The following is a 12513-nucleotide window of genomic DNA, read 5'->3' on the forward strand; positions in this document are numbered from 1 at the left end:
ACCAACCCGGTCACCAGCCATTGGCGGCGCGCGGCTCCGGCGCCGGAGCCAGCAGGTCCTCGACGATCCGGTCCATCCGGCTGCCATGCGAACCTTTGACCAGCAACACATCGCCGCCGCGGATGGCACGGCGCAGCGGCTGGATCAGTTCGGTCGAATTCGCCGCCAGATGGCCGCGCTTTTGCGCCGGCAGCGCCTCATAGAGCGCCCGCATCAGGGGGCCGGCCGCGAAGACCAGGTCGACGCCGGACAGATCCTGCGCCAGCCCGGCATGGGCGGCTTCGGCATCGGGGCCGAGCTCGAGCATGTCGCCCAGCACGGCAATGCGCCGGCCGCGCGGCGCGCGCGGCTTGGCCATGGCCAGCACCGCGAAGGCGGCGCGCATGCTGGGCGGGCTGGCATTGTAGCTGTCGTCGATCAGTTCGATATCGCCGCCGTCGCGCCAGGACAGCACATGCCGCTCGCCGCGCCCCTTCGGCGCGGTGATCCGGGCCAGCGCCATGCCGGCCTGCGCCAGATCGGCACCAGCGATCTGCGCCGCCGCCAGAACGGCCAGCGCGTTCAGCACCCAGTGCCGTCCCGGCGCGCCGATCTTGAAGGTCATCGGATGGCCGAGGATTTCCGCCGCAACGCAGGAGCAATCCGCATGCGGGGCGTATTTGACCAGACGCGCCTGGGCTTCGGGATGCTCGCCGAAGCCGATCACCGTCGCCGCGCCGGCAGCGCGCGCCGCTTCGGCGATCCGTGCGAAATGCGGGTTGTCCCGGTTGACGATCGCCACGCCGCCCGGCTCCAGCCCGGCGAAAATCTCGGCCTTCGCATCGGCGATGCCTGCGATGCTGGCGAAATTCTCCAGATGCACCGCCTCGACCGCCGTGATGATGGCGCTCTGCGGCCGGGCCAGCCTGGACAGCGGCGCGATCTCGCCGGCATGGTTCATGCCCATCTCGATCACGGCGAAACGGCTGTCCACCGGCATGCGGGCAAGCGTCAGCGGCACTCCCCAGTGATTGTTGAGGTTGCCTGTCGTGGCATGGGTCGCCGCCTGATCGGCCAATACGTGGCGCAGCATCTCCTTGGTCGAAGTCTTGCCGACGCTGCCGGTCACCGCGATCACCTTGGCGCCGCAGCGCTGCCGTGCCGCAGCGGCCAGATCGTTCAGCGCCTGGAAGGTATCTTTCACCAGCAGCAGATTGGCGCCCGGCGGCAGGGTTTCCGGCACGCGGTCGACCATCGCGGCGGCGGCGCCCTTGGCGAGCGCATCGGCGACGAAGACATGGCCGTCGAAATTGGGCCCCCGCAAAGCGACGAAAAGATCGCCGAAACCGATTGCGCGGCTGTCGATCGACACCCCGCTGGCGGTCCAGAAGGTCTCGCTGCCGCCCTGAGTGGCGCGGGCGGCTTCGGCGGAGGTCCAGAGCGCGAAAGCTTCCATTAATATTTACCTCCGTATGGTGCAATGCCCGAACCAGAGCCGGCGTCCACCGCCGACAAAGCTTCGCGTGCGACAATCAGGTCGTCGAAGGGGCGCACTTCGGCGCCGACGATCTGCCCCTGCTCGTGACCTTTGCCCGCGATCAGCAGCAAGTCTCCCGGCCGCAGGGCTTCGATGGCGGCATTGATCGCCGCGCGCCGGTCGTCGATCTCGATGGCCTGCGGGCAAACCGCCATGATCGCGCTGCGGATGGCGGCCGGATCTTCGCTGCGCGGATTGTCGTCCGTCACGTAAACGAGGTCGGCGAATTTCGCGGCGATCTCGCCCATCAGCGGGCGTTTGCCGCGATCGCGATCGCCGCCGCAGCCAAAGACGACGGCCAGGCGCTGCGTCGTATGCGGCCGGGCCGCCTTCAGCACGGTCTCGAGCGCATCCGGCGTATGGGCATAGTCGATGAAAACCGCGGCGCCGTTGCCGCGCCGGCCGGCGATCTGCATGCGGCCGGGCACGCCTTCCAGCTTCGCAAGCGCATCCCAGGCCGCCGCCGCATGTCCGCCGGCGCCGATGACAAGACCGAGGGCCGCCAGCACATTGCCGGCCTGGAAGCTGCCGATCAGCGGCAGATCGCAGTCGCGGCGGACGCCCAGAACTTCCGCTTCGATCTGCAGGCCGCCGGGATGCGGCACCGCCGAAAGCAGCTTCAATTCGCTGCCCAGCATGCCGTAGCGGAGCAGCCGCTGGCCGCGCCTGCGGCAAACGTCTTCCACCTTCGCCCCGAGCGCCGAATCCATATTTATCACCGCTGTGCCATTCTGCGGCAGCAGGCTGCCGAACAGGCGCAGCTTGGCGGCGAAATAGGCCTCGACCGTCGCATGGTAATCCATGTGGTCGCGGGTCAAGTTGGTGAACGCCGCCGCCTTGATCCTGACGCCATCGAGCCGGAACTGATCGAGGCCGTGGCTGGAGGCTTCCAGCGCCAGATGCTCGATACCGGCCTGCTTGGCGCGGCTCAGCAGCTCGTGCAGCCGCACCGGATCGGGCGTGGTATGGGCGACCGGTTCGGCAAGGCCGGCGCCGTGCAGGCCGAGCGTGCCGAGACTGGCGCTTTTGATGCCCAGACGCGTCCAGATCTGCGCGGCGAAATTCGCCACCGAGGTCTTGCCGTTGGTGCCGGTGACGGCAACGATGGTGCTCGGCTGGGCCGGGAAGAAAGCCGCCGCCATCAGCGCCAAACGGCGCCGCGGATTGGGATCGGTGACAAACGCTATCTGTCCCGCATAGGCCGGATCGGCCTGATCGCTCAGCACGGCAACCGCGCCCTTGGCACGCGCATCGCCAATGAAGCGATGGCCGTCTGCCTGCACGCCACGCAGCGCGGCAAAGACATAGCCCGGACGCACGGCGCGGCTGTCGGCCGTCAAACCGGCAACATCCACCGCGGCAATGCGCGGCTCGAGCGCGAGATCCTGACAGAGGTCACCGAGACGCAAGCTTCTTCTCCGGCAACGTGACATTGGGCACATACATCGCCTGCTTGATCGCGGGCGAATCTTCATCCACCGGCGGCACGCCAAGCAGAGGAGCGATGCGGCTGATGACGCGGCTGGCCGTTGGCGCGGAGGTCCAACCGGCCGTGGCATAGCCGTAGGTGCTCTTATTGCCCTTCGGCTCGTCCAGCATGATCTGCACGATGTAGCGCGGATTGTTCATCGGAAAGCCCGCGACGAAAGTATTGAACAGCGCCTTGTGATTGTAGCCGCCGCGTCCGCTGACCTTCTCGGAAGTACCGGTCTTTCCGCCGACCAGATAACCGTTCACCTCCGCCTTTTTCCCCGTGCCGTCCTCGACGACGAGCAGCATGAGCTTGCGCATGATGTCGCTGACTTCGCGGCTGATCACCTGATGCCCGGGCACCGGCAGGCCCGGCGGCCGCTTGATCAGCGTCGGCGGGTGCAGCACGCCGCCGTTGATCATCGCCGCGGTGGCGGTGCAGAGCTGCAGCGGCGTGACCGACAGGCCGTGACCGAAAGCGATGGTCATGGTCTCGGTGGTCTTCCAGTTGCGCGGCACCAGCGGCGCCCCGACCTCGGGAAGCTCGATCGCCGGCTTGCTCAGCATGCCGAGCCGGGCCATGAATTCGCGCTGGCGCTCCGGGCCGACATCGACCGCCATCTTGGCCGAGCCGATATTCGACGAATACATGTAGATCTCCGGCACGGTGAGCCAGCGGGCCTTCGGATGATCGTCGTGGATGGTGAAGCGCCCGATACGGATTGGATGCGTCGCGTCATAGCTGCTGCTCAGCTTGGCCACGCCGTAATCCAGCGCCATGGCGGTGTTCAGCGTCTTCATGGTCGAGCCCATTTCGTAGACGCCGAGCGTAATCCGGTTGAAGCGCGCATCCTTGCTGGCCGAGCCCGGATCGGCGGGATCGAAATCCGGCAGGCTGACCAGGGCGAGGATTTCGCCGGTATAGATGTCCATGACGATGCCGCCGCCGCCGATCGCCTGGAAATAATCGACCGCCTTCGCCAGCTCGTCGCGGACGACATGCTGCACGCGGATATCGATGCTGAGCTGCAGCGGATCGCCCGTGCGGGAGGGATCGCGCAGTTGCTCATCGAAATACTGCTCGATGCCGGAAATGCCGTTGCCGTCGATATCGGTGTAGCCGAGCACATGAACCGCCAGCGAACCCTGCGGGTAGACGCGGCGCTGTTCGGGCTGGAAATAAAGACCGGGGATACCCAGGCGGTTGACTTCGTATTCCTCGCGCGGCGTCAGTCCGCGCTTGAGCCAGACGAAGCTGCGGCCCGAAGTCAGCTTCGCCTGCACCTCGCCGGCGGAGAGTTCGGGCAGCACCTGCGCCAGCCGAACCGCCGCTTCCTGCGCGTTCAGCACCTTGTGCGGATCGGCATAAAGCGAGGCGACCTTCAGATTGGTGGCCAGCATATTGCCGTTGCGGTCGACGATCGCCTGGCGGTTCATCAGCACGGTCGGCGCGCTCAAGTCGGGATTGACGCGGGCAATGGCCGGTTCGGCCGCGCCGCGGAAGACGGTCAACTCGACGAGGCGTCCCGCCAGTACGACGAAAGTGAGCGAAAACAACCCGATCCCGATGACCAGCCGGGCGCGGCAGGTATCCAGCACCTGCTTGGCGGCGCCCTCCAGGCGCACCAGGTTTGGGCTGCCGGGAATGTCCGCCGGCGTGCAGGGCGGCTTCGGCTTGGGTTGGCGGCGGAAGAGGGCCATCAGCGCCCCTTCCCCGCGGCCTTGCCGCTGTTCTGCATGGCGCTGAGCACGGCGGCCACTTCGCTGTCGAACTTGGCCATCGCCTCGCCGGGAACGACCTTGGCGGAAACCGGGATCGGAGACAATTGCGGAGACAGTTGCGGCGCGGCGGGGGCCGGAGCGGCGGCCAGGGCGGGCGCGGCCTTGGAGGCTGGCGGCGCCGAGGCCATCGGCGGCAGAGCCGGCATCTGCGGCAGCTTGCCCGCACCCGGCTGCTGCGGCTCGCCGCGATCCTGCCGCCAGGGCAGCGCCTCGATGGTGACGATATCCTGCGCCGTGGCCGAGCGCATGGCGAGCAGTCGCTGGGCCTTGTCCTGCAGATATTCGGGCCGGGTCAGATAGCTCCACTCGGCCTGCAGAACGCCGATCGTCTCGCGCTCCTGCCCGAGGGCGCGATTGAGCTCGACCAGTTCGTCCTCGAGGTCCTGGACCTGGTAGGAAAGCTGATACAGGCCGAAGGAGACCACGGCCAGCAGCAGCAGGGCGAAAATGGAAAGGCCGCGGCTCATGCTGCCTCCCGCATGTCGTCATCGGGCCAGGCCGGCGCCGCCGTGCGCTTGGCCGCCCGCAGCTTGGCCGAACGCGCGCGCGGATTGGCGGCGATCTCGGCTTCGCCCGGCGTCACGGCGCCTTTGTGAAGCAAGCTGAAAGACGGCCTGCGCTCGGCGCCCTTTGCCGCCGGCAGGTGGCGCGAGGCCCCGGCCTGCTTGCCGCTGCGGCGATCGAGGAAGCGCTTGACCACGCGATCCTCGAGCGAATGGAACGAGACGACCGCCAGCCGCCCCTCCGGCTTGAGCAGCTTCTCGGCGGCGGCAAGACCGCGCTTGAGTTCGCCCAGTTCGTCATTCACCGCGATGCGCAGCGCCTGGAACGTGCGGGTCGCCGGGTGGATGCCGGGTACGCCGCGGACGACGCGGGCGACGATCTCGGCCAGTTCGCGGGTGCGGGTGATCGGCTTTTCGAGCCGCGCCATAACGATGGCGCGGGCGATGGCGCGGGCGCGCCGCTCTTCGCCATAGATGAAGAAAATGTCGGCCAGCTCAGCTTCGCTGCGGCTGTTGACGATGTCGGCCGCCGTCTCGCCGCCGCCGCCCATGCGCATGTCCAGCGGGCCGTCCTGCTGGAAGGAAAAGCCGCGCTCCGGCTGATCGAGCTGCATCGACGAGACGCCGATATCGAGCGCGACGCCGTCGACGGCTTCGATGCCGATGCCGGCCAGCAGATCAGGCATGTCGCCGAAGCGGCCTTCGACCAGGTGGAACCGCCGCGGATAAGCAGCGGCGAGCCGGTCGGCCCGGCCGCGTACGCTGGGATCCCGATCGATGCCGATCACCTGACATTCTGCGGCATCGAGCAATGCCATACTGTAACCCCCGGCCCCGAAGGTGCCGTCGACGAATACCTCTCCGGCGCGCGGCGCCAGCGCCGCGACCACTTCCGCGCAGAGAACCGACAGATGCGCCGCCCTTGCGGCTTTTTCATGGCCGTGCGCCGGACGCTCGACCGGGCTCACGGCCGTGCCTCCCCGCGCAAATAGGCGGCGGCCTTGCTGCGCGCCTCGGCGGCGCGCGCCTCCCAGGCCTTCGGCTCCCAGATCTGGAAGCTGTTGCGGCGGCCGACGAAGACCGCCTCGCCGGGGGCGGACAATCCGGCATGCTCGAGAAAGCTGGCGCCGAGCTGGATCCGGCCTTCCTGGTCGAGATTGAATTCGTTGAGAAACGGCAGCAGGCCGTCGATCAGCATTTCGCGTTCGGGATGCAGATCGGGCAACTCGTCGATCCGGCGGTTGACGCCTTCGAGATAATCGCGGCCACCCGCCACCAGGGCCGGAGCGGAAATGTCGGGGCCGAGGATCAGACCCCCTTCCGCATCCTTACGGGCAAGCAAAGCACGGTACGGCGCCGGGACGGAGACTCGGCCCTTCGCGTCAATCCGATTCCGAAAGGTTGAGAGGAAAACTTCCACCCCGCCCCCGCGCTCCCTGCCCCTCGGGCCCACCATGGGCATCCGACTTGGGATGAGATGGGATAGCATGGGGAAATATGGGCGTCAATGGAATTAGGCCGGCTGCAACGGCGATTCGGCCCAATGATCTCCGAGACTTGCGCCAACCGTTATCCTATTATGTTCTCGTTATATCCCGATTTGTTCTCACGCACTCCAGGCTTGTCTCTGCCGATCAGCCGGACTACACCAGCAGCCATGGATTGCACCGTCGGCCCTCATCTTCCCGCGCGGAGAAACTGCAACTTTAAAGCGAGTGTTGCCCGGCTGATTGCCGCCGCGATCCTGGCGGCGGGATTGGCCGGCCTGACGGCATCCGCCCGAGCGGACGAATTCCTGCCGCGCGACATTCCGGCGCTGAAGCGCTTTTCCATCGTCGCCGGCACCGCCAACAATCAGTGCCTGACGGCGCAACTCATCCGCGACGACGTGAAGCGCGTCAGGCCGATGGTGCTGCTGTCTGCCTGCGAGTTCAGCATCGAAAACCAGACCCAGGGCTTCTTCATCAGCCGGCCGCTGCAGGGCGGCTATCAGATCTTTTTCGCCGCCAATCCCGCCTATTGCCTGGCGATGGAGCCGCAGAGCCACATGCTGGTGATCTCGGCCTGTGCGGTGGACACGGCCATGCTGCGGCAATTGCCGCAGCTTTGGGACCTGAAATCCGGCGGCCTCTCGCTGCGCGACAGCGACGGCACGAAATGGTGCCTGGACACGCGCAACAAGCAGGGATTGTCGGCGGTATTCGAGCCCTTCCTGGCCGCCTGCCCGACCATCAACCCGGACGCCTTCATCCTGCGGGTGAATAGGTAGAGGCCGCCGGCCGCCCTGCCCGATTACGGCCTCTTCTGCGGGTACGAGATTAGGTGCCAGACGGCCTGTAAGCCGGGTTCTGTCCGCCCGGATCGGAACTGCTTCCTGTACGGGTTGGACGGCCATTCCTCTAGGACGTTCGTTGCCGAACGCCTCGCGCGACCGACCCGGATGGCGAGCCGGAAACCGCTCCGCAGGTTTTTGAGCCTGCCGCCATCCCTATTTGGTCTTGCTCCCGGTGGGGTTTGCCATGCCGCTTCCGTTGCCGGTTGCGCGGTGCGCTCTTACCGCACCCTTTCACCCTTGCCACGAGGCCGATCCGGGACCGGCAATCGTGGCGGTCTGCTCTCTGTGGCACTGTCCCTGGGGTCGCCCCCGCCGGGCGTTACCCGGCACCGTGTTTCCGTGGAGCCCGGACTTTCCTCACCCCATTCCGTCGGAATGAAGCGCGGCCGTCCAGCCGTCTGGCACCGCCGCACAGGTAGGCGCGTGCGCCGTCCGCGTCAAGCCGAAAGGAAGGGCCCCGGGTCAGCCGGATGCCTTCTTGCTGTCCGCTCCGGCTTTCTCTGCCGCGGCCTTCTCCACGCCGGCGCGGCGGATCTGGGCGCGTCCGGCGATATGGTGAATCAGGCTGGTGGTCTCGGCATCGCTGATGCCGTCCACCTTGGCGGGCCGCCAATGGCGCTGGAAGGCCCGGACAGCCCCCTCGGTCAGGGAATCGTAAAGGCCGCTGCCCTCGATGGCGTAGCCGATCCGGTCCAGCGCCACCTGCAGCTCCAGCACCGCGCCGCTGCGATCGCCGGGCGCCAGCCGCGGCGCATTCGGCGAAACCGCGAAGTCCGGCGACCACCAGCGGCCGAAACCTTCCGCGGCCAGCCGATGCCACGGAAACAGCTCGCCCGGGTCTTCCTTGCGCTGCGGCGCGATGTCGGAATGGCCGACGTAATTGCCCGGCATGATCTCGTAGCGCCCGGCGATATCCTTCAGCAAGGCCAGCAGGGCATCGATCTGCATCTTGGGGAATTCGCGATAGCCGAATTCATGGCCGGGATTGACCAGTTCGATGCCGATCGAACGGGCATTGACGTCGCGCACGCCGCGCCAATAGGACACGCCGGCATGCCAGGCCCGCTTCTCCTCCGGCACGAGGCGATGGATCGTGCCATCCTCGTCGATGCAGTAATGGGCGCTTACTTTGCTTTCCGGATCGGTCAGGCGTTTCAGCGCCGCGGCGGCATTCGGCATCCCGGTATAATGCAGTACCACCATGTCGACCGGCTTGCGGCAGTTACGCTCGTCGAAATTGGGCGATGGTGTGTCTACGAACTCGATCATTGACCTGCCATCCTATTTGCTATCGGCTCCAGCGCCGGCTCCGCCGACGTGGCCCCGCACGCTTCGGCCGCTTGCGCCTCGCGAAGCGCCACTATCAACACCCCGAACAGGGTAATGGCTGTACCAATCAGCACCCGCGCGCTCAACTGTTCGCCCAGGAACATCACGCCTGACAGGACGCCCAGGACAGGCGCCAGCGTAAAGCCGGGATTGACGATGCTGACCGGATAGCGCCGCAGCAGGAAATACGTGCCGCCATGTCCGATGACGGACACCGCTACTGCGGCGTAGATGACGGATGTCCAATGCCAGGCGGAAGCCGATTGGACGCTTTCCAGATGGCCATTTTCCGCCAGCAGCGAGATCAGCAGCAGGCTCGGGGCGCTGATCAGGCCGACCCAGGCCTGCATGGTGAAGGTATCGACGTCGCGAATCCGCCGGATGATGATCTGGCCGAAAGACATGACCGTGACCGCAATCAGGCACAGGATGAGGGCGCCCTGATAGCTTAATACTTTCGGGTCGAAACTGATCACCATCGTTCCGCCGAAAGCCAGCGCGATGCCGAGACTCCGCTTCCACCGGATGCGTTCGCCCAGCATGAGGACGGCCATGAGGGTGGCGATCGGAACACCCAGCTGGGTGACCACCGCCACCACCGATACGTCGTCGGCCAGGGCGATGCCGGTAACCATCAGGGAGAAATGCAGCGTGCCCATGCACAGGGCGGCGGAGAGGACCAGCCACATCTGCCCCTTCCGCCACCTGAGCCAGGGCAGCATCAGGGCGGCGACAAGCAGGAACCGCAGGGCGGTAAAGAAGATCGGCGGAAAGTGGCTGACCGCCACTTTGGTGATGACGAAATTCCAGCCCCAGATCGCGCAGATCAAGAACATGAGGGCAAGGTGTTGGGGCTTCATGGACGGGGACCCTAGCAAAGCGCAGGGCTAAGCGGCTACGGTTGATTGCGGCTGGGCCATGCGCTGGCTGCAAGGGGGGTATGCGACGGATTCGCCGGTCGCCGACCGCTGCCCGGTTAGCGGGCATTCGCCGCATGAAGGCGCCTCTTGCGTGAGCTGGGCTGGCCGCAGAACTTGGCAGGCAGGATACGAGATGGCCACCATGCGCAGAATCACCAAAGGCGGCGGCGACAACCGCAGCGCTTCAGCAGCAGGCGATCCGCATCGCCCGATCGTCTCCTCCGCGCATCTCGCCGAGAGCCAGCTGATGGAGCTGAGCGAATTCGAATTCGGCCTGATGATGGCCGGCAACGCCTTCAACCGCTGGGTCGTGCGCTGCATGGGCGCCGCCGGCATGCGCGATCTCGCCGCGCTCGACGTGCTGGTGCTGCACAGCGTCAACCATCGCGACCGGCCGAAACGGCTGGCGGATATCTGCCTGGTCCTCGACATCGAGGATACCCATACCGTCAACTACGCGATGAAAAAGCTGGTACGTCTCGGCCTGGTCAGCGGCGAGCGGCGCGGCAAGGAAATCTTCTACAGCACCACGGAAACCGGTCGCAGCCTGTGTCAGGCTTACCGCAAGATCCGTGAGGAGCTGCTGATCAGCGCGATGGCGCTGATCGGCCAGCCGCGCGGCGATCTTTCCCGCATGGCCGATCTGATGCGGGCGCTGTCCGGCATCTACGACCAGGCGGCGCGGGCCGCCGCGTCGCTGTAACTCCCGCCATGTTGGCGCTGCGGGCCATCTGAACGGTCAGCCCGGCGCCGCGCCAGATCGCCGTTATTCAAATCGTTCGCTGACGGATCAATAGCGTTTCGCTGATTTTTCGTTGACAATTTATCAACGTTTCGACATCGTCTGGCGCGCCGTGAGGACGGCGCAGGGATATCCAGGGCCGACGATCGTGCGGGCCGCAACTTTGGGGGTAGACGATGCAGGTAAAGTCGATTCTCGCAGCGCTGGCGTTGATGCTGGCTGCGACGCCGGTGATGGCGCAGACCAAATGGGATCTGCCGGCCGGCTATCCGGCAACCAATTTCCATTCCAAGAACCTGCAGCTTTTCGCCGACGACGTGAAGAAGCTGTCGAACGGCAAGCTCGAAATCACCGTGCATCCGAATGCCTCGCTGTTCAAGGTGCCCGAGATCAAGCGCGCCGTGCAGACCGGCCAGGTCCAGGCCGGCGAATTGCTGATGTCGAATGTCGAGAACGAGATGGCGATCTTCGGCATCGATACCGTTCCCTTCCTCGCCACCTCCTATGACGACGCGATGAAGCTGTACAAGGCGTCGAAGCCGATCATCGAGAAGAAGCTGCAGGCCCAGGGCATGACGCTGCTTTACGTGGTGCCGTGGCCGGCGCAGGGCCTCTATGCCAACAAGGAACTCAAGACCCTCGACGACATGAAGGGCCTGAAGTTCCGCTCCTACAATCCGACCACCGCCCGCATCGCCGAACTGGTCGGCGCCCAGCCAGTCACCATCCAGGCCGCCGAACTGGCCCAGGCGCTCGCCACCAACACCGTGAACTCCTTCATCACCTCGCCCTCGACGGGGCGCGATTCCAAGGTGTGGGAGAGCCTGAAGTATTACTACGACGTGCAGGCCTGGCTGCCGAAGGACATGGTCTTCGTCAACAACGACGCGCTCGGCAAGCTCGACGCCGCCTCGAAGAAGGCCCTGCTGGAAGCCGCCGCCATTGCCGAAAAGCGCGGCTGGGACATGTCGAAGGCCGAGGCCGACGACGCCAAGGCCGCATTGGTCAAGGGCGGCATGACCGTGCAGCCGCCGGGGCCGGAACTGGCCGCCGGCTTCAAGAAGCTCGGCGAAACGCTGTCGGCCGAGTGGCTCAAGAAGGCCGGCGCCGATGGCGAGGCCGCCGTCAAAGCCTATAAGGCGATGTGACCTGAACGGGCGGAGGCAATCACCTCCGCCCGTTTTCCATCTGCCCCCTCGTTTCTCCTGACAATTAGGTTTCCCATGCAATCTCCGCTCGCGCCGCTCTACCGCGCCTGCGGCTGGCTCGCCGGCCTGTTCATGATCGCGCTGCTGGCTACCATCCTGCTCAGCATCTTCGGCCGGCTCGCCGGTTTCTATCTGCGCGGCCTCGACGCTTATGCGGGCTATTGCATGGCCGCATCGGCCTTCCTGGCGCTCGCCTATGCCTTCGTGCATGGCGATCACATCCGCGTCACGCTGATCATCGGCCGGCTGGCACCGCAGATGCGGCGGCTATCGGAGCTCTGGTGCGCCGTGATCGCCATTGCGATCAGCGGCGCGCTGGCCTTCTACAGCGCCAAGATGGTCTGGTGGTCCTACGAGTTCCACGATGTCTCTTCCGGCAACGACGCCACCCCGCTGTGGATTCCGCAGCTCGGCATGGCGATCGGCAGCATCGTGTTCTGCCTGGCCTTCGTCGAAGAGTTCGTCCTGGTGCTGCGCGGCTACGCTCCGCGCACCGATAAGGACGAGATCGCCCATACCGAATAAGGCCGCATTGGCCGAACGGACAAATCATGGATCAGATTCTTATCGCCCTCTTCCTGATCGCCGCGCTGTTCGCGCTGTTCGCCGCCGGCCTGTGGATCGGCCTGGGCCTGCTGAGCTGCGGCTGGATCGCCATGGCCCTGTTCACCGCGCGGCCGGTCGGCGATGCGATGGTGACCACCATCT

12 protein-coding genes and 1 other RNA gene are annotated in these 12513 nt (G+C 65.8%); 4 read left to right on the forward strand and 9 right to left on the reverse strand.

What is annotated here, in order from left to right:
• Positions 1-10: 10 nt before the first annotated feature.
• Genes VF194_RS16340 through VF194_RS16365 form a run of 6 tightly spaced genes read right to left on the reverse strand, consistent with a single transcriptional unit; the run spans position 11 to position 6613 of the window.
• Positions 11-1435 (reverse strand): UDP-N-acetylmuramoylalanyl-D-glutamyl-2,6-diaminopimelate--D-alanyl-D-alanine ligase, encoded by a 1425-nt coding sequence (locus VF194_RS16340; protein ID WP_330892259.1) that lies wholly within the window; start codon positions 1433-1435, stop codon positions 11-13.
• Positions 1435-2925, reverse strand: coding sequence for a UDP-N-acetylmuramoyl-L-alanyl-D-glutamate--2,6-diaminopimelate ligase (locus tag VF194_RS16345; protein ID WP_330892260.1), 1491 nt, complete (start codon positions 2923-2925; stop codon positions 1435-1437). The genes VF194_RS16340 and VF194_RS16345 overlap by 1 nt, the downstream gene beginning before the upstream one ends.
• Positions 2912-4687 (reverse strand): penicillin-binding protein 2, encoded by a 1776-nt coding sequence (locus VF194_RS16350; protein ID WP_330892261.1) that lies wholly within the window; start codon positions 4685-4687, stop codon positions 2912-2914. Before VF194_RS16350 ends, VF194_RS16345 begins: the two co-directional genes overlap by 14 nt.
• Entirely contained in the window at positions 4687-5235 is a 549-nt protein-coding gene (ftsL, locus tag VF194_RS16355) for a cell division protein FtsL (protein ID WP_330892262.1), read from the reverse strand. The genes VF194_RS16350 and ftsL overlap by 1 nt, the downstream gene beginning before the upstream one ends.
• The gene (rsmH, locus tag VF194_RS16360) at positions 5232-6239 is read right to left on the reverse strand and encodes a 16S rRNA (cytosine(1402)-N(4))-methyltransferase RsmH (RefSeq protein ID WP_330892263.1); all 1008 of its coding nucleotides are present in this window, start codon (positions 6237-6239) and stop codon (positions 5232-5234) included. Before rsmH ends, ftsL begins: the two co-directional genes overlap by 4 nt.
• The gene (locus VF194_RS16365; RefSeq protein ID WP_330892264.1) at positions 6236-6613 is read right to left on the reverse strand and encodes a hypothetical protein; all 378 of its coding nucleotides are present in this window, start codon (positions 6611-6613) and stop codon (positions 6236-6238) included. Before VF194_RS16365 ends, rsmH begins: the two co-directional genes overlap by 4 nt.
• A 414-nt stretch (positions 6614-7027) precedes the next feature.
• Here VF194_RS16365 and VF194_RS16370 point away from each other — a divergent pair, with 414 nt between their 5' ends.
• Positions 7028-7540 (forward strand): hypothetical protein, encoded by a 513-nt coding sequence (locus VF194_RS16370; RefSeq protein ID WP_330892265.1) that lies wholly within the window; start codon positions 7028-7030, stop codon positions 7538-7540.
• Positions 7541-7592: 52 nt separating this feature from the next.
• On the opposite strand, the gene rnpB is transcribed toward VF194_RS16370, so the two are convergent.
• The 3 genes from rnpB to VF194_RS16385 form a co-directional block, all read right to left on the reverse strand.
• Positions 7593-8008: RNase P RNA component class A (rnpB, locus tag VF194_RS16375), an RNA gene on the reverse strand.
• Positions 8009-8068: 60 nt separating this feature from the next.
• Positions 8069-8875: an N-acetylmuramoyl-L-alanine amidase gene (locus VF194_RS16380; protein ID WP_330892266.1), complete on the reverse strand. Its 807-nt coding sequence runs from the start codon at positions 8873-8875 to the stop codon at positions 8069-8071.
• Positions 8872-9765, reverse strand: a complete 894-nt coding sequence (locus VF194_RS16385; RefSeq protein WP_330892267.1) for a DMT family transporter — start codon at positions 9763-9765, stop codon at positions 8872-8874. Before VF194_RS16385 ends, VF194_RS16380 begins: the two co-directional genes overlap by 4 nt.
• 232 nt (positions 9766-9997) lie before the next feature.
• Between VF194_RS16385 and VF194_RS16390 the strand changes: the two genes are divergently transcribed.
• The 3 genes from VF194_RS16390 (at position 9998) to VF194_RS16400 (ending at position 12330) form a co-directional block, all read left to right on the forward strand.
• The gene (locus VF194_RS16390; RefSeq protein WP_330892268.1) at positions 9998-10558 is read left to right on the forward strand and encodes a winged helix DNA-binding protein; all 561 of its coding nucleotides are present in this window, start codon (positions 9998-10000) and stop codon (positions 10556-10558) included.
• Positions 10559-10773: 215 nt separating this feature from the next.
• A complete protein-coding gene (locus tag VF194_RS16395) occupies positions 10774-11745 on the forward strand; it encodes a TRAP transporter substrate-binding protein (protein ID WP_330892269.1) in 972 nt (323 codons plus the stop codon).
• 75 nt (positions 11746-11820) lie between these two features.
• Positions 11821-12330, forward strand: a complete 510-nt coding sequence (locus VF194_RS16400; protein ID WP_330892270.1) for a TRAP transporter small permease — start codon at positions 11821-11823, stop codon at positions 12328-12330.
• Positions 12331-12513 lie beyond the last annotated feature (183 nt).

The sequence above is a fragment of the Ferrovibrio sp. genome (genome assembly GCF_036381655.1).
Classification (GTDB): Bacteria; Pseudomonadota; Alphaproteobacteria; order Ferrovibrionales; family Ferrovibrionaceae; genus Ferrovibrio.